This is a genomic window from Cognatiyoonia sediminum (assembly GCF_900129845.1).
Taxonomy (GTDB): Bacteria; Pseudomonadota; Alphaproteobacteria; order Rhodobacterales; family Rhodobacteraceae; genus Cognatiyoonia; species Cognatiyoonia sediminum.
In genome coordinates this window covers 1-24,779 of the sequence record NZ_FQXB01000006.1, presented here as the reverse complement: position 1 = coordinate 24,779, position 24,779 = coordinate 1, and the positions used below count along the sequence as shown (strand labels likewise).

Below are 24,779 nucleotides of genomic sequence, written 5' to 3'. Positions count from 1 at the left end.
CCGCTTTATGCGATGGCGGCGACCGCCTTGGCAACGGCGGCTTCGGTCAGTTCAAAGTCCGCTTCGGTCAAGGCGAGTGACGGATAGAGTTTGCCGGGTGATTTGAAGACACCGTTTTGGCGCAGAACGTCGTTGTAGCGGGTGTTGACGGATGGATCGTCGTGTTTAGCGCTCCGGTAATCGAGCGGTTCATTGGAGGTGAAATAGAGATCGAACAAGGTTTCATCGCCGCAGATTTTGTGCGGGATTCCAGACTTGGCCAACGCGTCAGATTGCATTTTCTGCAGACGCGCACCGTATTGCTTCAAGGTCTCGTAGGCCCCTTCGCGTCGTAGGATTTCCATGGTTTTCAATCCAGCAACAGACGCGATTGGATTGCCCGCGAGCGTTCCGAGCTGCATCAGCCAGAGATCCGCGCCGACCTCTGATTTATCAAAATGGCGCATGATCTCTTCTTTGCCGCCGACGGCTGCTAAAGGGAAACCGCCGCCGATAATTTTGCCCAGCGCGCAGAGGTCCGGTGTGACGCCATAGCGTTCTTGCGCGCCGCCATACTCCAAGCGGAAGCCGGTGACGACCTCATCAAAGATCAAAAGAACGGAGTGTTTGGTGCAAAGGTCACGCAGACCTTGGAGGTAGCCCGACTGCGGTGGGATAATCCTTTGCAGTGGTTCTACAATAATCGCGGCGACATCTTGGTGTTCGGACAGAAGCGACTCGACGGCGGCCAGATCGTTGAAGGGGGCAATGAGCATATTGTCCGCAACGTCCTGCGGAATGCCCGCGCTGTCAGGCACGGCTTTGGGGAAATTGACTTGGACTGAGGGGGCAAGGCTCATTTGTGCCTCGGCGCTCATCCCATGGTAGCCGCCCTCGAATTTCAGGATTTTCGGCTTGCCGGTGAAGGCACGGGCAAGGCGCATGGCATACATATCCGCTTCGCCCCCTGCGGTGAGGAAGCGCACTTGTTCGCAGCAGGGCACGGCATCGCAAATCGCCTCAGCCAGTTCGATGCCTTTGGCGTTGTTGGCGAAAAAGGTCATGCCTTTTGGCAATTGTTCCAAGACGGCCTCGATCACCTCGGGATGGCCATGGCCCAAGAGCATCGGGCCGGAGCCGATCAGGTAGTCGACATATTCATCGCCATTTTCATCCCAGACGCGGCTGCCTTCGCCATGAGAGATGATGATTCCCGGGTCGAAGTTTCCAAAGCCTGCGGCGGGGAGGACTTTTTGGGCGCGGGCGATCCAATCCGATTGGGAATGTAGTTTGTTCATGTGGGAGCCTCCGGCGGGAGTTTTTGGGCCAAGATGAAAGAGCTAGGACAGGTCTAGGACGGGGTCGCCCAAGACAGACATATCGGGTGTGGCGCCAAGGCCGGGGCCTTCGGGCGGGGCGATGCGACCGTTTGAGCGGGTTGGGCAGTCGGGCGCGACGCGGGGGCCGACGTAGTTGGACAGGTCGCATGTGTTGAGGAGAGAACCTTGAGGTGTGCTGGCTGCGAAGTGGAGGGAGGCTGCGGTGACCACGTCAGACCCCCATGTGCATTCGGCACAGATGACCGCGCCAAGGTGGGCGGTCAGGTCGCGGGCGCGACGCATGGCGGAGAGGCCACCAAACTTGGAGAGTTTGAGTGCGACCGCATCAAGGCATCCGAGTTGGTGGGCTTTGAGAAGGCTCGCTTGGTCAAAGGCGTTTTCGTCGATTTTCATTGGAAGACCAGTGGCCTGCCTAACCGCGGCGCAGTCCTCCAAAGTCGCGCATGGCTGTTCGAGCATGATGTCGAGATGGGCGACCGCGCGTCCCGTACGGGTCGCGTGGAGTTTGGTGGCCCCACAGTTCCAATCGCCATAGACCAAGGGGCCTTTGCCGACAGCTTCGCGGACTTTGATCAAACGCTCGGCGTCGGCGTCCCAATCGGCGTCTGCGCCGAGTTTGACTTGGAATTGTCGGATACCCGTCGCGTAGGCTTCGGTTGCGATGCGGGCCATGTCATCCGGCGCGATGCAGGTGATGGAATGATAGAGCGGCATATCTTTGCGGGTGCGTCCGCCGAGGAGGTCATAGACCGGAAGGCCTGTCATTTTGCCAAAAAGATCCCAGAGCGCGATGTCTACGATGGACTTGGCGTAGTCGTGGCCGATCAGATGGGCATCCAGACGGCGCATGATCGCATCTGGGCCGCCGACCTCTTGCCCGATCAGGATTTCGGCCAATTCGGCAACAGCGGTGGGCACGCCTTTCGCAAATGCAGGCAAATAGTGTGGGATTGGGCAGACCTCCCCCCACCCCTTTAGACCCGTATCAGTTTCAAGGCAGAGGATGTGACTTTCGACCGTATCGCAGGTTTTGCCCTCGGCCATGTAATAGGTCTCATAGCTGGTTAGGTCGACGGACCAGAGGGTCAGATTGGTGATCTTCATCTGTATACTCCTACGGGATCGCCCAGCATGTTTTCATCGGGATGGACGCCAAGTCCAGGCTCTTCCGGCAGGTGGAGATGGCCATCGATGTTACGGGGGCCGCGGCCATCGGCGATGTCGATGGTCAGCATATCCTGGCAGGCCCAAACTGCGTGGCAGTTTGCATCGGGGATTGTTGCGGCAAGGTGCAGCGCCTCAGTATCGGCAAGGACAGATCCACCTGTCGCCATGACGAACATGTCAATACCGTGGGCCAAAGCGATGTCGCGCATGCGGGCGGCTTTGGTCAGGCCGCCGACGCGGTTGAGCTTGATCCCGAACACTTCTGCCAGTCCATCGCGGGCGATGCGGGCGGCGTCTTGCAGGGTTACGAGCGATTCATCCACCGACACGGGTGTTGCATGTTTGTTGCTGATCGCTGCGATGTCATCTAAGCTTTCGCAGGGTTGTTCGATCATCACGTTGAGTTCTTCAACCGCGCTCATAACCCGCAGGGCTTGTTGACGTGTCCAGCCGCGGTTGACGTCGTAGAGGATGATGTCGTCGGGCTGGCGCAGGCTTTCAACGTCTTTGATGCGGGCGATATCGCGTTCGACATCGCCACCGATCTTGACCGAATGGGCGATGTAACCGCGCTGGCGGTATCGGTCGATGACCGCGCGAGTTTCGTCGATGGTCTTTGCCCCGACGGACGAGGCGATAGGTCGAGGTGTGCGAGCGCCGCCGCCCATGAGGTCAGCGACGGGGAGGTTCGCGGCTTGGCCGGCGATGTCCCAACAGGCCATGTCGATCGGTGATTTTGCATAAAGGTGGCCCGGCAAGGCCAAATCCATTGCGCGTTCGACATCGAGGACGCGGCGGGGGTCGAGACCGAGAATGAAAGGCGCCATGGTTTCGATGCCGGCACGGATGCCAGGGCCATGGGCGGGCACGTAAGTATGGCCCCACGGCGTCCCCTCGCCCCAGCCGGTCAGCCCCGCGTTGGTGTCGATCCGAACGAAGGTCGCGTCGAGCATTTCGAACTTCAGGCGTCCACCGGAGAGCCAATATGGAAACTCCAGCGGTAGATCGACCTGAAAGACGGTGATGGCGGTGATCTTCATGTTGGGTTCTCCGGATGGGTCCAAACGGGCGCCGTGTCAAAGCAATCGTGCCAGACGACGTAGGCCATGACAGGGTGGTCATGGGACGTAAGGGCGTGCGGTGTCGCGCTGGGATGAAAGGCGCTATCGCCCGGTTTGAGCGTTCTGGAAGGCGTGCCTTCGAGATGAAATTCGGCTTCACCTGCGAGAACGACGTAGAGTTCTTCTGCTGGATGATGATGCCAAGGGTAGTGCAGATGCGTCGGTTGATAGACGACAAAGCTGCGCATGGCTTGGCTTGCAAATGGCGCGTCGCGGCCGACGATTTCGTAGCAGGCGAACCGCGCCATAAAATCGGGATCGATGTTGGAGCCTTTGTAGGTTTCGCGCCACTGCATCTGGTCGCTTACGTCGATCAAAGCATCGCACAGGCGTTGATAGGGTGTTGCGCCAAAGCCTGTTTCCGCGGTCATCAGATCGGCGGCCGGAATGTGAAACGGTTTTAGGGGTTGAGGCCGAACGTCATCGGGCCACGGGCAGAATGCCGCCAGTTCTGCATGTGAACGATGCAGAGCTTCGACCTCTCGGCGCAATATGTCCAATGACGCGGTCATGGCACGACGACAAAGTTCCCAATGTGGGATTTTTTGACAAAAGCCACTTGGCCCGCATGGAAATCAGCCAATGGGACCGTTTCGGCAACCAGGGCCCTTAGGTCCCCCGCTTCGATGTAGCGCACGAGGTCTTCGAAGATGTGCGGGAGCACGACGGTTGAGCCGGTCATGGTGATGTCTTTTAGGTAGAAGGTCCGCAAATCAAAATCGACGATCGGCCCAGCGATGGCGCCGGAACACGTGTAGCGACCACCGCGCTCGAGCACGTCAAGCAAGCTGCCGAATGCGCCACCGCCAACGACATCAGCAACGACAGTGACTTTGTCATGCCCTGTGGTTTTCTTTAGCTCGGCGGCCAGATCGTCGACGTTGCGCGGAAGGAGGACATCCGGGTTCAACTCGGCCAGTTGTGCGTGTTTGCTTTCGGAGGACATGGCGACAACTTTCGCCCCGCGCCGCTTTGCCAGTTGGATCAAGGCAGAACCGACGCCGCCGGAAGCACCGGTTATGAGGACAGTATCACCATCGGCAACATTGGCACGCGACAGCATTCCTTCAGCGGTGGTGTAAGAACATGAGAAGGTCGCGAGTTCGACCGAGCTCATGTCGCTGTTGACGGCCTGCACATTGCGATGGTCGATGACGGTGTATTCCGCATAGCCGCCGTCTGCTTCGGACCCGAAGTATCCGGTTTTGTCCTTGTTTAGAGGATCATCCCAATCTCGGAGCCAGTTGTCTGTCATGACGCGTTTTCCGACAAGCGAGGCATCTGCGTTTGCACCGACGGCTACGACCGTACCCACCACATCGGCGCCTTGGATACGTGGCAATGAGATCGGCGCGCCGCCCCATGTTGGGTCATCTTCGTCGACTTCCTCATAACCGCCGCCAGTAGTGGCTTCACTTACGGTCTTTGAGTACCAGCCGGAGCGGGTGTTGATGTCGGTGTTGTTCATGCCGCAGGCCTCGACCTTGATCAGCACCTGATCGGCAGATGGCTCTGGGCGGGGCCAATCGGTGCGATAGGCGAGTTGATCCAAATCGCCGTGCCCCATAAGAACCACCGCGCGCATTGTGTCGGGAAGCGTCATCGTTTTGGTCTCCTATGCAGCGTCGGTTCTTGGCCGCAAGCTTTGCGGATCGTAGGCTGGTTCGCCTAGCACTTTTGCGACACGCTTTTCCCCTGCAATGACAACTTCGAGCTTTGTGCCCGGTTCAGCGGTGGCGGGTTTGATGTAGGCGAAGGCCAGTATTTTGCCGACGCTGTGGCCGTAGACGATGGAAGCCGTGGAGCCGACGACGTCGCCGTTCCACAGAACCGCTTCGCCGCCGTTGCCGTCTTCTGACTCGTTTGGCTCGACTTCAAGGTAGGCGCAGACCCAAAGCATTTCGTCGTCATTGGCCAGCGAGGCGTCTTTGCCGAGGAACGACTTGTCTGTTTTCACGAATCGCATGACGTCGGCTTCTGGTAAGGTAACCTCATTAGTCAATTCCCCTGCCCCTTTGAACCCCTTTTCCATCCGCAAGATGTTCATCGCGAAGGAGCCATAATCGGCGATGCCATGAGGCTCGCCCGCGGACCAAAGTGCATCGTAGACGGCTTGGCAGCTGTCGTTCGGCAAGTGGATTTCCCAACCGAGTTCGCCCGCATAGGACATGCGGAAGGCCCAAGCGGATTGCCCAGCGATGGCGATCTTTTGCGCTGTCAGCCACTTAAAGTTGGCATTGTCGAGCGGTGCGGCGGTACAGCTTGCCAATACATCGCGCGACTTTGGCCCGTTGAGGGACAAGGCTGACCATGAGGACGATAGGTTTGTGACCTGAACGTTTTCGTCCGTTAGATGTTTCGTCAGATGATCGAGCAGTCGCTGCTCAAAGAAGGCCGCACAGACGAGGTAAAATCCGTCCTCCCCGTCTTCCATCCGAACAACTGTTGTTTCCAATTCTATCCGGCCTCGTTCATTGAGCATGTGTGTCAGAGCAATGCCGCCCACCTTTTGCGGTAGGCGATTGGCGACGAGGCCGTCGAGGAAGCTTTCGGCATCAGCGCCGCTTACAAGGATCTTTGTAAAGGCGGTCACGTCCATGATGCCGACCCGTTCGCGCACGGCCCGACATTCTGCGGCGATGACATCATGCAATTCTGTGCGACCAAAGCCGTAGATGTCTTTCGCCTCCATCCCCTCTGGCGCGAACCAGCGGGGTCGTTCGTGGCCATAGATTTCTTCATAGACCGCGCCTTTTGCTTTCAGCGTTTCATAGAGGGCACCCGGTTTGACAGGACGACCGGCGAGGCGGTTGAAATGCGGGAAGGGAATTTCGTGGCGGAGGCAGTAATCTTCCTTGGCTTTGATGACCTGCCAGTCTTTCGAGGCGTAATCACCAAACCTGCGCGGATCAAATTCGCGCATCGAGATGTCAGCCGCCCCATGCACCATCCAGCGCGCCAATTCGCGGCTCAGCCCCGGACCCCAACCGATGCCGATTTGTGTACCGCAGCAGCACCAATAGTTCCGAACACCAGGTGCGGGGCCAATCAGCGGGTTGCCATCTGGTGGGTGACTGATTGCACCGTGGACCTCGCGGGTTATGCCAAGTTCGGAGAAGATCGGCATCCGGTTGAGGCTCTCTTCGAGCCACGGCATGACGCGGTCGTAGTCGGGATCGAAGAGCTCGTTCTCTGCCTCCCATGGACAGTGATCTTCCCAAACGGTGTTTGGGTTCGATTTCTCGTAGATGCCAATGAGCCCCCGTTTTTGTTCCATGCGGATGTAGCCCGAGACCTTTTTGTCATCGCGGATCACGGGCAATTCGGTGTCGAGGTTTTCAAACTCCGGCACATTTTCTGTAACGAAATAGTGGTGCGTCATCGACGTCATAGGCAGTTGCAAGCCAGACCATTCGCCCATCTGGCGCGCATAGGTGCCGCCTGCATTCACGACATGCTCACATCGGATGGTGCCCTTTTCGCTTTCCACAATCCATTCGCCGGTGTCGGCTTGAGTGATGTTTGTCGCGCGGCAGCGGCGCACGATCTTAACGCCCAGTTGCCGAGCGCCGGCGGCCATGGCCATGGTCACATTGGTCGGATCCACGTGCCCGTCGTCGGGCGTGTGCAAGGCCCCGATGACTCCGTCGAGGTTATAGAAGGGATGCAGCTCTGCGATGCGGTCCGGCTTGACCAGTTCTATGTTGAAACCTAGCGCGGTCCCGACCGAAAGCGTATGCCGCAGCCAATCCATTTCGTCTTGATCATAGGCCAGACGGAACGAGCCGCAGCCGTGCCACGTTACGGGTTGACCCGTCTCTCTCTCCAACCCGCCGGAATAAAGGCCGATGTTGTAATCCACGCATTTGCCCAAGCCGAAGCTGGATGTTGAATGGGTGATCTGCCCCGCCGCGTGCCATGTGCTGCCGCTGGTCAATTCAGCTTTTTCCAGCAAGACAACGTCGGTCCAGCCTTCGTGAGCGAGATGGTAGGCAAGACCCACCCCCATCACTCCGCCGCCGACGATCACGACGCGGGCATAAGCAGGAAGTTGAGAATCGGACATGGGAGGCCTCTTGGGTCAAAAAACTCTCGACACGCTAATCGGACAAATATACCATCGTCAATCATGAATGACACAAATGTATCATATACAGTTTTGGAACGCCTTGCCGCTGAATTTCCAGAGCTGACGCCAGAGGCGCAAAAGGCCGCGACTTACGTTTTGGAAAACCCGCGTGATGTGGGGGTTTCAACCGTGCGGGAAATTGCAGAAGCGGCAAAGGTGAAACCCAACACCGTAGTTCGCATGGCACGACAAGTGGGCTTCGAGGGCTATGACGATTTTCGCGAACCATTTCGCGATGCCATCCGCTCTGGCGCTGCCGATTTTCCAAGCCGGGCGCGGTGGCTACAAGACATTCGCAAGAAAGGCGATCTGGGCGGGCTTTATGCTGATATGGTGCAATCGGCCCTTTCGAATATTGAAGATACGTTTGCAGGCATTGACGCAGAACAATTGAAGGCGGCGGCTGAGGCGATTTGGAATTCGCGCAATGTCTTCACTCTGGGCGTCGGTGTGAACAATTCCAACGCACGGAATTTCACCTATCTTGCATCAACCGGCATGGTGCAATTTCACGCCATTCCTCGCCCCGGGTCGACTGCGATCGACGATTTGGCGTGGACGGATGGGCGGGATGTACTGATTGCGATCACGTGCAAACCCTACCGGCAAGAAGTTGTGGAAGCTGTTCAACTGGCCAAAGAACAGGGCGTGAAAATCGTTGCTTTGTCGGATAGTCCTGCGAGCCCGATCATTCTTGCGGCGGATCATGGGTTCGTCGTTTCATCAAACACGCCGCAATTTTTCCCCTCTTCCATCAGCACAATTGCCGTTTTGGAGACATTGCTGTCGTTTGTAATCGCGGTTGCGAGCGATGAAATTGTAGACAGGGTAGAGGAATTCCACGCCCGCCGCCATGAGCTCGGCATCTATGCAACGGGGCCCACATGACCGAACCAATTCGCTCTCTTGACGCGCGTTATTACACCGACCCGCAGATTTTTGAGGTTGAGCGGACGGGTGTGTTGTCAAAGACTTGGCAGTTCGCAGGACATACCAGTCAGATCAAGAACGCGGGCGATTATTTTGTGTTTGAGCTGTCCGGCGAGAGCTTGTTTTCCATTCGGGGTCGTGACGGTGAAATCCGCACCTTCTACAACGTTTGCCAGCATCGCGCGCACCAGTTGGTGGAAGGGTCTGGAACAACACGCGTGGTTGTGTGCCCCTATCACGCTTGGACCTATGAGTTGACCGGCGGATTACGGGCTGGCCCGAACATCAATGCCGTCGAAGGATTTGATAAGTCCAAGATTTGCCTGACATCGGTTCGGACGGAAGAATTCCTCGGGTTCATTTTCGTCAACCTCGACCCCGATGCCGCCCCGATGGACGATTGGTTCCCGAATGCGCGTGCGGAGCTGGAAGAATGGGTGCCGCATTGGGCGAAGCTTGAGCCACTGGAGTTCGTGGAAATCCCTGAGAACTGCAATTGGAAAGTCTCGGTCGAGAATTATTCGGAATGCTACCATTGCTCGTTAAACCACCCGACGTTTGCGACCGGAGTGGTGAAGCCAGAGACCTATGACATCCAGCCTCAAGGCAAATGCCTTCGTCACACAACGGAGTGTCAGAACCTCGATCAGATGACCTATGACATCAATTCGGGATTTGCGCATCAGAATGAATATTCGTCTTGGTTCCTTTGGCCGATGTTTTCGTTTCAGGTCTATCCGGGGAACGTGCTGAACACATACCACTGGCGGGCACTCGATGCAGAGCATGTGGTCGTGTTCCGCGGTTGGCACAGTGTCGGTGGTCAGGAAGATGCCGTTGCGCGTCAACTTGCCGTGCAAGATCGCGAAACCACGGTTGAGGAAGACATACACCTTGTCGAAAGCGTGCAGCGTGGGTTGAAGTCACGTGGCTATGTGCCCGGGCCGTTGGTTCTTGATCCGAAATGCGGTGTGAATTCAGAGCATTCGGTCATGCATCTGCAACGCTGGATGCGCGAGGCTGTAGATGGTTGAGGCTGGGGCTACAGGGCGCTGCCTATGCGGCGCGGTGAGGTTTGAAATAAAGTCCGGCCCCAAGTGGACCGCGCTGTGCCATTGCGACAGTTGCCGGCGGGCTGGAGCTGCGGCGGTTGTACCTTGGATGGGCTTTGCGCCGGATCAGGTAGCATGGCACGGCGAACGGAAGTTCTATCAGTCTTCCGAGATTGCCCAACGCGGGTTTTGCCCGACATGTGGGACGCAGATGAGTTTTGAAAGCACCCGCTGGCCAGGTGAGATTCATCTGATCGCGACGACGCTTGAACGGCCGGAAGACTATGAGCCGCAATTGCATTGCCATACGGCAGAGCATTTACCATGGCTCAAGATTGATGACGGTTTGCCCAAATATGAAAGAAGTGCCGAGCCATGATGCCATCGCAATGGACACCAGAGCAGAAGCTGTTCCCGCATCAGGTTGGCTTCACCTGCCCCCCGTTTGACTTCGACGCCGCCCCGTCGGATTTCCTGCGCATCGCCCCACGGTCGGTTGGGGTCCATGGGTGGATGTTGCATGATCCGGATTACCAGCATGGGTTAGATCAGCGGAAGAAGAACTTTGGTATGTTGGATGATTTCGTGCACTGCATGGCCCGCAATGGCGTTGATGTTGCGGGCCAAGTAGGGTCGAATTGGGTGCACGCCTCTGGCCTTGGGGTGGAGGGTATTCGCCAGCACTGCGAAGACTTATCAGACAAGCACGGCGTTCGGTTTCACATGGCAGGTTACGCGATGGTTGAGGCCTTGCGCGCGATGAACGTGGAGAAGGTGGCGCTGAACGCAGCCTATCATTGGCCCGCGTGGTGGCAGGGCACGATTGGGTTTTTGAAAGAAGCCGGTTTCGATGTGCTTTGGGCCGGGAATTTCCATGATCAGGGGTGGTTCGAGAGCCAAGAGGCTGTGAATGCGAAGCGATGGATTTTTGACGGTGATTTGGCGCAGAAATCCTTTGAATACGTTGCTGAACAGGCCCCGACGGCGGACGCCTACTTGATCAACGGGATGTGCAATTTTCGCAGTGGGCCAGATGGTGTGCCGGAGCGGCCGCTACATCTGACTGTGGGGCTAGAGGCGTCGCTCGGGAAGCCGGTGATCGGCCATGACACTGCGCTTTATTGGCGGATTTTCAAATCTCTCGGCCTGAAACCTACTTCGTCGCATGGTCGGCTGCTCGCGTCTTTGGAGGAATGATGCACAAAATTCTTGCTTTGTGGGCTGTGCCCCGTTCGACCTCAACCGCGTTTGAGTGGATGATGCGCCAACGCGGCGATCTGGATTGTCTGCATGAGCCGTTTGGCGAGACTTGGTATCAAGGCGAGGCCCCGCTTTGGCCTCGTTGGAAAGACGGTGATAAGATCACGCCCGGTTTGACGTTGGAGTCGACGCTTGCCGACCTCTTGCAGCGCGCGGAGCGTGGGCCGGTCTTTATCAAGGATTTCCCGCATTACATCATTCATATGGCGGATGAGGCGTTCCTGGCCCATTTCGACCATGCGTTTTTGATCCGCGATCCAGCCAAAACCATCACCTCAATGTACGACAAATGGCCGGACTTTGATGAGGGCGAGGTCGGCTTTGCCCAGCAACGCGCGCTGTTTGACAAGATCACCGAAATCAAAGGCACCTGCCCGCCCGTGATCGACAGCGACGATTTGCTGGAAGACCCGCATCACATGGTTGCACGCTGGTGTGAAAGCGTGAATATCCCCTTCATTGAAAGCGCCCTTTCTTGGGAGCCCGGTGCGCGGGATGAAGTGAGTTGGTGGGACGGTGGATCATTCCATGCAAATCTGCGCAACTCTGATGGTCTGAAGCCGCAGAAACGCAAATATGTGGAATTGGCAGATACGCCTGCGCGGGTCCAAGACGTGCACAGCCGCGCGCGCCCGCACTATGATCATCTGTATCAGTTCCGAACGACAGCGCGTTAGAACCTTGCAATCACGTTGATAAAGGCGCCCTAATCGTCTTGTGTGAGGTCGGTCAGGTCGTCCGAGAAGCTGCCGAAGTTATAGCCAACGCCGACTTTCACGTGATCGCCCACATTGCGATAGATCGCGCCGAGGAAACTGGTTTCTGACACTTCTGCTTGGACGAGGTTCAGCTGTCTGATCTCTAGCAAGGCATCCCATTCGTTCACCCAATCATACCGCCCACCGGCCCCGGAAACCATCGCCCCGATGGAACCCAGGCCAATAATGCACTAACAGTCGAACTGGACCACTTAAGTGGGGCTGATCAATAGTAAATGTTCCCGTTGGCACCTGTTAGCACCATCGCGACGCCGCCAGCTTCTGGGTATTCATCTGGGAGCGCGACACCAGTTCCAGGAACCGTTGTTGTAAACGGAGTGGCCTGTATCTGTGTGGGATATAATAATCCAACTGTCGCCAATGCGACGCAACCCAAAAAGGTCGAACGACCTTTCTCTAAAAACCCCATATCCACCCCATTGTTAGGCCTGAAATTGACCTTTCGGCACTGCATGCCCGCATCTGTTATAAACCAACAGTAGTTGAATAAAATTAGCCAACAATTTCGCTTCCTATACGGGGAAATTGTCTCAATCTCGCTCAATAAGTCAGAAGGGCGGCTAATTTGCCCCCAAAATAGCGGCTTCGCTCTGCTTGAGCAGTCGCCTTGCGAAGCCTCCATAGCTACTGAATTGCCCATCTGCATTCGGGAGCGACGACTTAAGGAAACCCAACTCGTCTTCCTGCATTGCGGTTAACGCAGCGTTTGCGGGATGGAAGCTCTCAGTCGCGACACCGTTTGCGAAGACGATTTCATGTTGAGGAAGCATCATGTGAATATATTCCACAGAATTCACTGAATGATCTCGAATGATCGAGTGATCGTTTACCAAGTCGCGTGCTGCCACCAATACTTCTTCTGAGTTGAACAAATCGCGCGCTCTAGCACCCCGCAAGACCACTCGATGATCTGGTGAGACCAACAGACCTGCATCAGGGACATCTTTGTCCAGCGACCCTGCTCGAAGGCGAATGGGCACAAAAGACGGCATTGCCTTTAGGCGAGCACCAGAGATTGATTTTGAACCGAGCCAAAGGATTTCGGCCGTTCCATTATCCATCGTTTGAACACAATCGCCGACCTGAAGGTTTGACACGTCCTTAGGTCCATTAGGTGTGTCAATTTGCGTGCCAGGCGTGAAACAGATCACACCTTGTGGCGTTTCGTCCGCTTCGTCCAACAACGCTTCATCCAGATTGTGTTTGACGATCCAAAGGTCTGTTTCGCGTGGTGGGATGTTCCCATGAAACATCAAAAGAGGTTTCTTGCCCGGCCCTACCGAAACAACAAAGACCTCCCAAATCTTTCGCCCATTGGTGAGCACAAAGCATTTCCCAAAGAGCGGTTCTTGCAGTGTGACAAGTGTTTGCCTGCTGCTGGCTGAACCCAAGGAATGAAGCAATCGCTTAACGGTCAGAGCAGCACGATTGCGCATGTCGATCTCTGTATCTGTGGCAGCGAGTGGCAGAATATTTTCAGGACCGTCAACGCGCACGGCCTCGCCGGTCCAAGACCATACACGACCTGGAGATATCTCCATGACCGGCGCAGACCTTTGACCGTCTAATTCGGTTTGTGACCACGGGATAACGAATGTGCCGCGAAAGCGGGTGTCCATCTATACTGCCTGCCTTTGTGCCCGCATTTCTGAATTTGCGGTTTGTTTTCCGAAAAATAGGCGAGAAGTTGGTGCGCAAACAAGCCCTCCGAATGCGCGAACCAGCGCACTGAGTCATTTATGTTTCAATCAATCGAACGCGTTTCGGTATGGCGCTTCACTAGCGCGTTCAGCCAATGTCGAAATCACGCAATCTCTTTTCTAGTTTTTGGTCACTGATAAGCCGAATCTCCGAAAGATATACGCAAGAAAATCTTCAAGAAGACACGAAAGTACTGTGTGCATAATTTCGATTTTGGGATCGAAAATCAAAAATATGATGTTACTTTTTCCAATTTCTTCAGGAACTTATCAGATTCTGAATTTCCGAAACCGATTTTGGTTGCCGAAACCGGTTTCGGCTTTGATCGTTAGTGGAAGGGAGGACAATAGCTTGGCAGCAGCTCAGCGACAGAATGGACGATCACGGCCGGGACGCCGCGCGACCATTTCGGACGTGTCCAATGCCCTTGGGCTCACGAAGAGCACCGTAAGCCGCGCGTTGAACGACTATCCTGATATTGCTGAGACAACGCGAGCGCGTGTGAAGCGGATGGCGCAAAAATTGGGATACCGCCCGCTTGCCACAGCGCAATCAATCCGCACGGGTCGCGTTCGCGCTATTGGCTTCATTATCGAGCTCGCTGAACATGACGCGCACCGCCCGTTTATGGCGGAGTTTCTAGCAGGGATGTCGCGGTCCGCGTCCGCCGAAGGGTGGACATTGACGGTGGCCGCATCCTCCACGCCGGAAGAGACTCTTGAAATTATCTCTAAGCTCCAAATGGAAAGCAAAGCAGATGGTTTCATCATTCCACGTACCCTGATCGACGACGAACGGATCACCCGCCTTCGCAACGACTATATTCCCTTTGTCACCTTTGGGCGCACGAACTCTGACGAAGAAACTGTCTGGTATGACATTGCAGGTGAAGAGGCGATGCGTTCAGCAGTTTTGCATCTGCACGATCTTGGGCACGACCGGATCGCCTTTGTGAATGGCGGCTCAAAATACAAATACAGCGAGCTGCGTAGAGAGGGTTACATCCAAGGTCTGACAGATGCTGGCTTGGACATAGACCATAGCCTTATTTTCGAGGAATGCCTTTCCGAAGAAGACGGACGGGCCGCTGCGCAGTCGATCTTGGCTGCCGATAACCCGCCAACCGCCTTCGTTTACGCGCTCGATCGCGCCGCGTTGGGGCTCTACCCTCTCGCCAAAGAATTGGATTTGACCATCGGCGAACACCTTTCGGTCATTTCTTATGACGGCGTGCCCGAAGGGGCCGCTGTCGAGCCACCGCTTTCCACATACGCGGTGGACATCGCCCGAGCCGGAGAGCGGCTTGGTGCACTTCTCATTCGTCACTTGCGTGATGATGAAGCCAAAGACCTGCACGAGCTTGAGCAGGCAACCTTTCTGGACAGAGGATCAGCAGGCGCACCTGCTTTAACTTCTGCTCAGCTATCCGCGCATCTTCGGGGCCTAGGGCCGAAGGGCGCTTTTTCCAATGGGAGGAACTCCACATGAAAACCCTTAGACTGCGCCATTTGTCCACAGCGGCAATGGCGCTTGCACTGACAGCAACGTCTGTTTCTGCCGAAAATCTGCGTTTCTGGACGACAGAAGAACAGCCAGAGCGTTTGGCGAAGCAGGAAGAAATGGCAGCCGCGTTTGCGGCGGCGTCAGGTCACACTGTTGAAGTCATTCCAGTATCTGAAAGCGATCTTGGCACGCGCGCCACAGCGGCCTTTGCAGCGGGTGACTTGCCTGACGTGATTTATCACACCTTGCAGTACGCGCTGCCTTGGTATGAAGCAGGCATTCTGGATTCAGACGCGGCAACTGATGTGATCGAAGATCTGGGCGCTGATACCTTTGCGTCTGGCGCATTGGATATGGCAGCCGTTGATGGCGGCTACGCATCGGTTCCGGTTGATGGCTGGACACAGATGATCGTCTACCGCAAAGACCTGTTCGAAGCAGCGGGCCTTGAGGCGCCAAACTCCTTCGCAAACGTCGAAGCTGCACTTGAAGCGCTTCACAACCCGCCAGAAATCTACGGCTTCGTTGCTGCGACAAAGGTTGATGAAAACTTCATGTCTCAGGTTCTTGAGCATGTGTTCCTCGCCAACGGTGTGTCACCAGTGGACGCCAATGGTGCGGCTGATCTGGACGTGGCCAAAACCACTGAAGTTTTGGACTTCTACAAAGCCATTGCTGACGCGTCCCCTGATGGTGAGCTGTACTGGGATCAGTCCCGTTCGCTCTACTTCTCTGGCAACGCTGCGATGATCATCTGGTCTCCATTCATCCTTGATGAATTGGCTGGTCTGCGTGACAGCGCTCCACCCACCATCAACGACGATCCAACATCTGGTGAACTGGCTAGCAAAACCGGCATCGTGACCAACTTTGCAGGTCCATCCAACCCAGATGGCGCGGCTTGGGGTGACGTTCGTTACTTCGGTATCACATCTGATGCGTCAACAGACGCAGCAATGGAGTTCGTTCAGTACTCCATGGACGAAGGCTACACCCAGACGCTGTCCATCGCGCCAGAGGGTAAATTCCCTGTGCGTCGTGGTAACGCAGAAGACCCAGCAGCCTTCACAACTGCATGGTCGACATTGCCAGTGGGCGTAGATCGTAAAGCGCCTTTGGGTGATCTTTATGCGCAAGAGATGATCGACGAAATCGTTGGTGGTCTTGATGTGGCTCAGCGTTGGGGCGTGGCTGAAGGCCAACTGGCGTTGGCATCCAAGATGATCAACTCGCAAGCGATCAACCGTATCGTGCGTGAGTACATCGATGGCAACATCGACGCAGCCTCTGCGGTAGCCGCAATGAACGAAGAGCTGGGCGCAATCGAGTGAGCCCTCTCCTCCCAATGGGGCGGCTTGTGGAGCCGCCCCATCCTCCAAACCCGGAGCGTTATGATGACAACAATGACACCCCCCACAGGAACCGGCCCACTTGCCCGGCGCGAGGCGCGCCTTGCTTGGGGCCTCTTGTTCCCGACGATTGCCGCCGTGGCCCTTGTTGTGATCTTGCCGCTTCTTGCGATCTTCTGGATCAGCTTTAAACCGGTTGGATTGGCCGACCTTAGGCCCCCAGAAATGGTTGTGCGCGCGGATATTCGAGGCGATGCCGAAGCCGTCGGTGATGAAATTACTGTGCGCTACCGCATTCGAAACTCGAACCAAGACAAAACGATTTCTGGCGTGACATTAACGCAAGCATGGCCTGCTGGCCTTGATCCGCAGGAAGTGGACGAGCGTTGCGAGATTTCAGGCGGATTTATTCGTTGTGATTTCGGAGACGTCGAAGGCGGTTTCCGTGATCAAATCCGCATTCCGTCCATCGTCGGGCAGGATTTCCTGGACTCTGGTGGAGACCTCTCGGGCGAGCCGGAAGTGACAGGAGAAGCGGACAACATTCTAACGAATTCCGAATTCACGTTGGAGAACTTCGCCAAGGTTTTTGACAGTGATGAATTCTGGGGCGTGCTTGGCGTCACGCTCTTCTACACAATCTTTGGAACGATCGGCGCCCTCGTCTTCGGCCTCTTCGCAGCGCTACTTCTGAACAAATCGTTCCGCGGCCAAGGAATTTTGAGAGGTCTGTACCTCTTTCCCTATGTCGCACCCGTTATTGCAGTTGCATTTGCATGGATCCTTTTGTTCGATCCGTTTTCTGGGTCTGCCAACGCTTTGCTAATTCAAATGGGTGTCACCGAAAGTTCTATCGATTTTTTCGGACAGCGCCCGCTTGCCTTGATTATGGTCACGATTTTTGAAATTTGGCGCTATTTCCCGCTGTCGTTCCTTTTCATCCTTGCGCGGATGCAATCCATCGACACCGATATGTATGAAGCCGCAGACATGGACGGGGCCTCCCCTTTCCAGATCTTCTGGTCGCTCTCTATGCCGCAACTTTTGGGCATTCTCTCCGTCCTGTTCTTACTGCGCTTTATCTGGACCTTCAACAAGTTTGACGACATCTTCCTTTTGACGGGTGGTAACGCTGGCACGCGCACCTTGACCGTGAATGTTTACGAACAGGCCTTTGCAATCGGTAATATCGGTGCCGGTGCAGCGGTCGCAGTTGTTATCTTCTGCTGCTTGTTGATCTTCTCCTTCTTCTTCTTCCGCTATGGCAATCAGGAGGACGGGCTATGAGCGCGCTCCGCTTCGGATATATCACTGGCCCCCTCCTTGGGGCGCTGTGGATGTTTATTCTGGCAACGACGATTTCTGTTGGAATGTCGCTTGTCACTGGTGACCCATTCAAACCGTACCTTTGGCTGTCCTTCTTTTGGGGCGCGTTGTTAGGCTACGGCGCGGTTCAGTTTCCGAACGCACGAACAGTTGCATCAGGTAGTGTTGCCGTGGCCTTCATTCTATTGGGTTTCGCGGGCTTCGCACCTATTGAAGTTGGTGAGACGACAAGCACCTTCTCATCTGCTTTTTCATGGATCTTGCTTGGGACCATTTCGGCCTACACAACTTATGTGATTATGTTTGACTGCGCCGTTGGCGCTTTGACCCGGCACGAATTCGAGGCGGCGGTGATCCGGTTCCTGACAGGATTGGGCTACATCTTTTTCACGGCAATCGTCTTGATCCCCTTCTTTGTGATGGTCATGACAAGCCTAAAAAACCAGTCAGAGTTGATCCAAAACCCGCTCGACTTCTCGCTTGATCTCTCGAAAGGCAGCGACCTCTTCCGCTCCTATATCGAACTGTTCACCGACTTTAACTTCGGCATCTACCTGTGGAACTCCTTCTACATTTCAGTGCTGACCGTCTTCATCACGCTGCTCTTTGCGGTTCCCGGTGCCTACGCTGTTGCAAGGCTGCGGTTCAATGGACGGGCGGCGTTCTCTCGATCGATCCTGCTCATCTACATGGTGCCAATGATCGTTCTCGCCTTGCCGATTTACATCGGCTTCTCGATGGCGGGGCTTCGCAATTCGATCCTTGGTATCGTGATGATCTACCCAGTCACTACGATCCCGGTCGCGCTTTACATGCTACAGGGCTATTTCCGCGGTCTTCCCGCCGAGGTCGAAGAAGCGGGACTTATGGATGGCTTGTCGCGGTTGAAGGTCATCTGGAAGATCACCTTGCCGCTTAGCCTTCCTGCGATGGCATCTGTTTCGCTCTATGTTTTCATGATCGCTTGGAACGAATTCCTTCTTGCTTTCATGCTTCTCGACGACCCGTCGAAATTCACTTTGACCCGAGGCATCGCGTCCCTCAACAGCTCTGAGATCCCACGCCAGCATTTGATGGCTGGATCCGTGGTTGCGACTGTTCCAATTATGGCGCTCTTCCTCGGGCTTGAACGTTTCATGACCAAAGGCCTGACCGCAGGCTCAGTAAAAGGATGAAGAACTTGGATAATCTGGCACGTGCGATCCTTCAGGGGAACGACAAGGGGGCGTATACGATACCCACCTCTGGCCTTTACCCTTACCAATGGAATTGGGACAGCGTCTTAGCCGCATGGGGCTTTGCCACGTTCGACATCGATAGAGCCTGGACAGAGCTTGAGACCTTGTTCCAAAGCCAATGGGCGTCGGGCATGGTTCCACACATCATTTTCCATGAAGATGATCCGGGCTATTTTCCAGGGCCTCAGGTTTGGGGCACCGGCCAAACACCGCCAACTTCGGGCATCAGCCAACCCCCTGTTGCAGCAACCATTGCGGCAAAAGTTTGGGGTATGGATCCTGATGCTGGTAGAGAACGTATCGCAAAGTTGTTTCCTAAGATGCTCGCTTGGCACAGATGGTATCATGAGGTTCGTTGCATGCATGGACCTGCCACGATCACGCACCCTTGGGAATCTGGTCGCGACAATTGCCCAGATTGGGACATCGGCATGGCAGGCGTCGACGGATCGAAAGTTGCCCCCTATGAGCGGCGCGACACGGGTCACGTTGATCCAGAAATGAGACCGAAGAAAGAGGAATACGATAAATACGTCGCCATTCTGGAGTTCGGTCGGGACGTTGGCTGGGACGACAGAAAGATCATGGAAGAAGGCCCGTTCCTGATGGCTGATCCTGCTATGACGTTCATCTTGCTTCGCGCGGACAAAGACCTTTTGGCAATGGCTGAAAAGCTTGGTGAGGACACCGCAGAAATCCAAGGTTGGATCGACGATTTGACGGCGGCGGTTCCGAGCCTGTGGAACGACGACCTCGGGTCTTACGACGCGAGTGACATCCGCAGCGGCGCTTGGGCCAACAATATCAGTTCTGGGGCGTTTCTTTATACCTACGCTGGGATCGACAATCCCGCGATGGACAAACGCACATTGGATGCTTGGGATGCGGTTACATACGGCATTCCCTCGGCGGATCCGAAGGCTGAGCGATTTGACCCGCAGCGCTATTGGCGCGGGCCAAGCTGGCCGTTTATGAACGGCCTTATTGCCATTGGGCTTCAAGACGCTGGTCGTGATTTGCTGGCGGAGCGTCTTCGTCGGGAAACCGCCGAACTGATCCGCAAGGGCGGTTTTTACGAATACTTTGACCCAACAAACGGTTCGCCCTGTGGCGGGTCTGATTTCACCTGGACGGCCGCAGTATGGCTCGCCTGGGCAGGGAGGACGTAAGATATGTCAACCATCGAACTGAAAGCCGTTGAGAAGTGGTATGGCGAAGCTCAGGTGATCAAAGGCGTCGATCTGACGATCAATGAAGGCGAGTTCGTGATCTTTGTCGGGCCGTCAGGATGCGGGAAATCCACGCTTTTGCGTATGATTGCGGGATTGGAAGAAACCAGCCGCGGACAAATCATGATTGACGGACGCGATGCAACGGCGGAACCGCCATCGAAGCGCGGCCTTGCAATGGTGTTCCAATCTTACGCGCTCTACCCGCATATGTCCGTGCGTGACAATGTTGGCTTCCCTTTGAAATCCGCAGGTTTGCCAAAGGCTGAAATCGAAGAAAAGGTGAACGAGGCGGCAAGGGTGCTCAAGCTTGACCCTTATTTGGATCGCCGCCCGAAAGACCTGTCCGGTGGTCAGCGCCAACGGGTTGCGATTGGCCGGTCCATTGTGCGTGACCCAACCGCATTTTTGTTCGATGAACCGCTGTCAAACCTTGATGCCTCTTTGCGGGTGGAAATGCGCTATGAGATCGCGAAACTGCATCAGCAATTGCAGGCTTCGATGATCTACGTCACCCACGATCAGGTCGAGGCGATGACGCTTGCTGATCGCATCGTGGTGCTAGAATTCGGCAAGATCGCTCAGGTCGGCACACCACGAGAGCTTTATGATCATCCAGCCAATCTGTTTGTTGCACAGTTCATTGGCAGCCCAAAAATGAACGTCCTACCCTGCTCTACTGATGGGTCAAACTACACGGTTGCAGGACATCGCGGCGGTGCATTCTCCGGTGAGGCAGTTCATCTTGGCATTCGCCCAGAGCATATTGAAATCGGCGAGGTTGGATCAGGCGAAGTTGATGGGACCGTCGATGTCTTGGAATACCTTGGCGCCGATAGTTTCGTGATTTTTGACTGTGGCGAGGCCGGTCAAGTGAACGTTCGGATAAACGGCGAAACCGAATTGAAACCAGGCGACCGTTGCGGATTGAACTTTGCCAAAGACCGTTTGCATTTCTTTGATGCGGATGGTCTGGCGTCTAAGTGATTTCGTGAAAGAAGTTTAAACTTTCGGACCAAAGCTTTCCTTCACCGCTTCCATCACCGTAAATGTGCGCGTTTCCCTGACACCGGGGAGACGCAGCAATCGACCGGTCAAAAATTCGCGAAAAGCCTGCATACTGGCGTGCCGCGTTTTCAATAGATAATCGAAGCCTCCGGCGGTGAGATAACATTCCTCAATTTCGTCCGACAGCCTCGCGGCTTTTGAGAAGGCGTCAAAGACGTCTTCGGACACCCGTTCAAGCTTTACCTCAACAAAGCAGGTGAGCGTTTGGCCAAGAGCTTCTGCAGAAAGTTTGGCATGAAACCCTTCGATGTAGCCGTCCCTTTGCAAACGCCGCAGTCGCTCGGATGTGGCGTTGGCCGAAAGAGCGATTTCTTCGGACAAATGAGTGACCGACATGCGACCGTCACGATTTAAGAGCCGGAGGATTTGTAGATCGTATTGGTCAAGGTTGGTGTTTTTCTCCGCCATAGTCGAAGTATGCTGAGTTTTTCACCAAAATCAATTCCTATCGAGGCAAGTTTGGTGAAATTCAATTTAGTACCGAGGGTATCATCAACGCATGACACATTTTTCCGCACCCTACGCCCCGTCCGATGAGATCCTTGTTCCGCAACTGATCGATGCAATTGCCCGACCCGCGAAGGCCGATGCAAACATCGACAAACGCGCAAGGGATTTCGTGAATAGCATTCGAAGCAGCGCCAGCAAGCTTGGCGGGCTTGAGGACTTTCTTCGTGATTTCGGCCTGTCGACGAAAGAAGGCCTTGCGTTGATGGTTATGGCGGAAGCGTTGCTGCGCGTGCCGGATGCGGAAACGCAGAACCAGTTGATCGAGGATAAGATCGGCGCAGGTGATTGGTCTGATACCGAATGGTTATCTGACACGTATTTCGTCACAGCCGCGACCTGGGGATTGGGCATTTCAAACCGCATTGTGCGCCCAACCGACAAACCGCAGGGCATCATCGGTGCTACGGTAAAACGTATCGGTGCGCCCGCTGTGCGGCAGGGTGTCAGACAGGCGATGCGCTTCTTGGGCAACCAATTCGTTTTGGGCCAGACCATCGAAGAAGCAATGAGCAAAGGCAGCGCCTCCGAAACGCGCGGCGATCGTCATTCCTACGACATGCTCGGTGAAGGCGCGCGCATGTGGGACGATGCGAAACGCTATGCAAAGGCCTATGCCGACGCGATCCAATCGATAGGTCGCAAAGCTGGGAACAAGCCGTTGCCGGATCGCCCCGGGATTTCGGTGAAACTCTCCGCCCTGCACCCAAGGTTTGAAGCTCGAAATCGGGCGGCGGTTCTGCAAGAGCTTGTTCCTGTTGTTGTCGAACTGGCACAGGCCGCGAAGTCTTTCGATCTGAACTTCACCGTTGATGCTGAGGAACAGAACCGGCTGGAGCTGTCGTTGGACGTCATCGAAGCGGTGTTCGCTGACCCATCACTGCGCGGCTGGGACGGGTTCGGCTTGGCAATTCAAGCCTACGCAAAACGCGCCTTGCCCGTTATCGATTGGGTCGTTGAACTGGCCAAGGCGCATCAATCCCGCATGATGGTCCGTCTGGTCAAAGGGGCCTATTGGGATGCCGAAGTCAAACATGCTCAGGTCGAAGGGGCTGATGATTTCCCTGTCTTCACTCGGAAACCTGCGACGGATGTTTCCTTTCTGGCCTGTGCTAAGCGGATGTTGGAACGGCGGGATGTTCTGTTCCCGCAAATCGCAACGCATAACGCCCTCACCGTTGCCACAGTGATCGAAATGGCGGATTCCAGCGGACATCGCGACGGTTTTGAATTCCAACGCCTTCACGGCATGGGTGAAGAGCTTTATGCTGCCGTGCGCAAACAAGAAAACCTACCTGTGCGCATCTATGCCCCTGTTGGCGGGCATCGGGATTTGCTGGCCTATTTGGTCCGGCGGCTTTTAGAGAACGGGGCGAACTCGTCTTTTGTTGCAAAAGTAGGTGACAAAGATGTGCCCGTTGATGAACTGCTGGAACGGCCATCGAAACAGCTCGATGTACCGCGGCATCCAAAGATTTTGCGCCCTAGAAAACTGTTTGGAGCGCGGCAAAACTCCGATGGTCTGGAGTTCGGCAGCCGCTCAGAGCTTGATGCTTTGCTCGAGGGCATGAATGCGGCGCCTGTTGCGGCTGAGGTGTTACCGATTTCTCCAGATGACATCGACGCAATGATGGCCCGTGCGGGTTCCGCCTTCCCAAAGTGGCGCGACACGCCCGCCAAAGTAAGGGCAAAGATCCTGCGTTGCGCGGCAGATGGCTTGGAAGACAATCGGGACGCATTGATGGCAACGCTGTCGCGCGAAGCTGGCAAGACCTTGGACGATGGGATCGCAGAAATTCGCGAGGCCGTGGATTTCTTACGGTACTACGCGGATGAAGCTGAAACGCTGTGCGTCACCAGAGAGCTTCCGGGCCCCGTGGGGGAAGAGAACCTCTATTCCATTTCCGGACGCGGCGTTTGGGCGACGGTTGCACCGTGGAACTTCCCTTTGGCGATCTTTTTGGGGCAAACAGCCGCAGCCTTGGCGACAGGAAATTGCGTCATAGCGAAACCGGCGCCTCAGACGCCAATCATTGGGGCGCAAGCGGTTGAGATACTGAATGCGGCAGGCTTGCCCAAAGATGTGCTGCAACTCGCCCCCGGTGGTGCGGAAGTCGGCGCGGCGCTGGTCTCTCACCCCGACGTGGCAGGCGTGGCCTTTACCGGCTCAACGGCGACCGCGAAAGTCATCGAGCGGACGCTGGCTGCGAAGGACGGCCCAATCGTTCCCCTTGTGGCGGAAACAGGCGGGATCAATGCACTGATTGCGGATGCAACCGCCCTCCCCGAACAGGTGTGCGATGACGTTGTAACCAGCGCGTTCCGATCTGCGGGGCAAAGGTGTTCAGCATGTCGGATCCTTTATGTGCAGGAAGATGTGGCCGACCGCATGATTGATATGATTGTCGGCGCGGCAAAGACATTGCGGCTTGGCGATCCTTTTGATCAGGCAACCGACGTTGGCCCAATCATCGACCAAAACGCATTGAACCGACTGAATGGACATATTGCTGAACACAAGATTTTGTTCCAAGGCGATGCGCCAACGGAAGGAACCTTTTTGGCCCCGACGATCATTGAATTGAAGCGTGATCAAAAGTTGGACAAAGAAGTCTTCGGCCCGGTTTTGCATATCAAGCGTTTTGCTGCCTCTGATGTGGATAAGGTCATCGACGAAATCAATTCCTCTGGCTTTGGTCTGACCTTCGGTCTGCACAGTCGGATCGATGCGCGCATTGGCTACGTCAGCGAACGGGTTGGTGCCGGGAATATCTATGTGAACCGTAACCAAATCGGCGCTATTGTTGGGTCTCAGCCATTCGGCGGACATGGTTTGTCGGGCACTGGTCATAAGGCGGGTGGCCCGCTCTATCTGACGAAATTTGTGGAAGAGACTGTGATCTCAACAGACACCGCGGCCGCTGGAGGCAACGCAAGCCTGATCGCAATATCAGAATAGATTACAGATAATTGGCAGGCCCTAGATGAAGGGCCCACCAGTTTTCTAAGCCTCGATCGCTTTCATAAAGCGGTCCTTGATGATGACGGGGTCCATGGTGATGACGGGCATCTTGGCGTTGCCGCTGTCGCATTTGACGATC

Annotated in this window: 22 protein-coding genes and 1 pseudogene; 12 read left to right on the top strand and 11 right to left on the bottom strand. The window is 55.5% G+C overall.

The genetic code is table 11. The features are described from left to right. Positions 1-5: 5 nt before the first annotated feature. From BUA85_RS14360 to BUA85_RS14335, 6 genes are read right to left on the bottom strand one after another with little or no spacing between them, the layout of a single operon-like run. Positions 6-1,277, bottom strand: a complete 1,272-nt coding sequence (locus tag BUA85_RS14360; protein WP_072902288.1) for an aspartate aminotransferase family protein — start codon at positions 1,275-1,277, stop codon at positions 6-8. A 42-nt stretch (positions 1,278-1,319) separates the two neighbouring features. Further along, complete coding sequence (locus tag BUA85_RS14355) at positions 1,320-2,423, bottom strand: mandelate racemase/muconate lactonizing enzyme family protein (protein ID WP_072902287.1); 1,104 nt, start codon at positions 2,421-2,423, stop codon at positions 1,320-1,322. Beyond that, positions 2,420-3,526, bottom strand: a complete 1,107-nt coding sequence (locus tag BUA85_RS14350) for a mandelate racemase/muconate lactonizing enzyme family protein (protein WP_072902285.1) — start codon at positions 3,524-3,526, stop codon at positions 2,420-2,422. Before BUA85_RS14350 ends, BUA85_RS14355 begins: the two co-directional genes overlap by 4 nt. Continuing rightward, positions 3,523-4,119, bottom strand: a complete 597-nt coding sequence (locus BUA85_RS14345) for a dimethylsulfonioproprionate lyase family protein (RefSeq protein ID WP_072902283.1) — start codon at positions 4,117-4,119, stop codon at positions 3,523-3,525. Before BUA85_RS14345 ends, BUA85_RS14350 begins: the two co-directional genes overlap by 4 nt. Further along, on the bottom strand, positions 4,116-5,210 hold the full coding sequence (locus BUA85_RS14340) for an alcohol dehydrogenase family protein (RefSeq protein ID WP_242649075.1): 1,095 nt from the start codon (positions 5,208-5,210) through the stop codon (positions 4,116-4,118). Before BUA85_RS14340 ends, BUA85_RS14345 begins: the two co-directional genes overlap by 4 nt. 12 nt (positions 5,211-5,222) lie before the next feature. Further along, complete coding sequence (locus tag BUA85_RS14335; protein WP_072902281.1) at positions 5,223-7,673, bottom strand: FAD-dependent oxidoreductase; 2,451 nt, start codon at positions 7,671-7,673, stop codon at positions 5,223-5,225. A 63-nt stretch (positions 7,674-7,736) separates the two neighbouring features. On the opposite strand from BUA85_RS14335, the gene BUA85_RS14330 reads away from it, so the two are divergent. Genes BUA85_RS14330 through BUA85_RS14310 form a run of 5 tightly spaced genes read left to right on the top strand, consistent with a single transcriptional unit; the run spans position 7,737 to position 11,655 of the window. Further along, positions 7,737-8,624 (top strand): MurR/RpiR family transcriptional regulator, encoded by an 888-nt coding sequence (locus BUA85_RS14330; protein ID WP_072902279.1) that lies wholly within the window; start codon positions 7,737-7,739, stop codon positions 8,622-8,624. Beyond that, complete coding sequence (locus BUA85_RS14325) at positions 8,621-9,700, top strand: aromatic ring-hydroxylating oxygenase subunit alpha (protein WP_072902277.1); 1,080 nt, start codon at positions 8,621-8,623, stop codon at positions 9,698-9,700. The genes BUA85_RS14330 and BUA85_RS14325 overlap by 4 nt, the downstream gene beginning before the upstream one ends. Further along, a complete protein-coding gene (locus tag BUA85_RS14320) occupies positions 9,693-10,097 on the top strand; it encodes a GFA family protein (RefSeq protein ID WP_072902275.1) in 405 nt (134 codons plus the stop codon). The genes BUA85_RS14325 and BUA85_RS14320 overlap by 8 nt, the downstream gene beginning before the upstream one ends. Further along, positions 10,094-10,915, top strand: coding sequence for a hypothetical protein (locus BUA85_RS14315; RefSeq protein ID WP_072902273.1), 822 nt, complete (start codon positions 10,094-10,096; stop codon positions 10,913-10,915). The genes BUA85_RS14320 and BUA85_RS14315 overlap by 4 nt, the downstream gene beginning before the upstream one ends. Continuing rightward, positions 10,915-11,655: a sulfotransferase-like domain-containing protein gene (locus BUA85_RS14310; RefSeq protein WP_072902528.1), complete on the top strand. Its 741-nt coding sequence runs from the start codon at positions 10,915-10,917 to the stop codon at positions 11,653-11,655. The genes BUA85_RS14315 and BUA85_RS14310 overlap by 1 nt, the downstream gene beginning before the upstream one ends. 29 nt (positions 11,656-11,684) lie before the next feature. Here BUA85_RS14310 and BUA85_RS14305 read toward each other — a convergent pair whose 3' ends face one another. The 3 genes from BUA85_RS14305 to BUA85_RS14295 form a co-directional block, all read right to left on the bottom strand. After that, positions 11,685-11,897, bottom strand: a complete 213-nt coding sequence (locus BUA85_RS14305; protein WP_072902271.1) for a hypothetical protein — start codon at positions 11,895-11,897, stop codon at positions 11,685-11,687. Positions 11,898-11,962: 65 nt separating this feature from the next. Beyond that, entirely contained in the window at positions 11,963-12,166 is a 204-nt protein-coding gene (locus BUA85_RS14300; RefSeq protein WP_072902269.1) for a hypothetical protein, read from the bottom strand. 151 nt (positions 12,167-12,317) lie between these two features. Beyond that, a complete protein-coding gene (locus BUA85_RS14295; protein ID WP_072902268.1) occupies positions 12,318-13,376 on the bottom strand; it encodes a Hint domain-containing protein in 1,059 nt (352 codons plus the stop codon). A 433-nt stretch (positions 13,377-13,809) separates the two neighbouring features. Between BUA85_RS14295 and BUA85_RS14290 the strand changes: the two genes are divergently transcribed. From BUA85_RS14290 to BUA85_RS14265, 6 genes are all read left to right on the top strand, one after another. Then, complete coding sequence (locus tag BUA85_RS14290; RefSeq protein WP_072902526.1) at positions 13,810-14,946, top strand: LacI family DNA-binding transcriptional regulator; 1,137 nt, start codon at positions 13,810-13,812, stop codon at positions 14,944-14,946. Next, a complete protein-coding gene (locus BUA85_RS14285) occupies positions 14,943-16,292 on the top strand; it encodes an ABC transporter substrate-binding protein (protein WP_072902266.1) in 1,350 nt (449 codons plus the stop codon). Before BUA85_RS14290 ends, BUA85_RS14285 begins: the two co-directional genes overlap by 4 nt. Positions 16,293-16,355: 63 nt before the next feature. Continuing rightward, positions 16,356-17,597, top strand: coding sequence for a carbohydrate ABC transporter permease (locus tag BUA85_RS14280; protein ID WP_072902524.1), 1,242 nt, complete (start codon positions 16,356-16,358; stop codon positions 17,595-17,597). After that, on the top strand, positions 17,594-18,811 hold the full coding sequence (locus BUA85_RS14275; RefSeq protein WP_072902264.1) for a carbohydrate ABC transporter permease: 1,218 nt from the start codon (positions 17,594-17,596) through the stop codon (positions 18,809-18,811). Before BUA85_RS14280 ends, BUA85_RS14275 begins: the two co-directional genes overlap by 4 nt. Next, positions 18,808-20,043 carry an MGH1-like glycoside hydrolase domain-containing protein gene (locus BUA85_RS14270; RefSeq protein ID WP_072902262.1) on the top strand — a complete coding sequence of 412 codons (1,236 nt, stop codon included), beginning with the start codon at positions 18,808-18,810 and terminating at the stop codon, positions 20,041-20,043. The genes BUA85_RS14275 and BUA85_RS14270 overlap by 4 nt, the downstream gene beginning before the upstream one ends. A 3-nt stretch (positions 20,044-20,046) precedes the next feature. Next, on the top strand, positions 20,047-21,090 hold the full coding sequence (locus BUA85_RS14265; protein ID WP_072902260.1) for an ABC transporter ATP-binding protein: 1,044 nt from the start codon (positions 20,047-20,049) through the stop codon (positions 21,088-21,090). 15 nt (positions 21,091-21,105) lie between these two features. Here BUA85_RS14265 and BUA85_RS14260 read toward each other — a convergent pair whose 3' ends face one another. After that, positions 21,106-21,579 (bottom strand): Lrp/AsnC ligand binding domain-containing protein, encoded by a 474-nt coding sequence (locus BUA85_RS14260; RefSeq protein ID WP_072902258.1) that lies wholly within the window; start codon positions 21,577-21,579, stop codon positions 21,106-21,108. Positions 21,580-21,670: 91 nt separating this feature from the next. On the opposite strand from BUA85_RS14260, the gene BUA85_RS14255 reads away from it, so the two are divergent. Next, positions 21,671-24,637 (top strand): L-glutamate gamma-semialdehyde dehydrogenase, encoded by a 2,967-nt coding sequence (locus BUA85_RS14255; RefSeq protein ID WP_072902257.1) that lies wholly within the window; start codon positions 21,671-21,673, stop codon positions 24,635-24,637. A 45-nt stretch (positions 24,638-24,682) separates the two neighbouring features. Here BUA85_RS14255 and BUA85_RS16970 read toward each other — a convergent pair. Beyond that, a pseudogene (locus BUA85_RS16970) lies at positions 24,683-24,779 on the bottom strand (sulfopyruvate decarboxylase subunit beta); the annotation flags it as partial.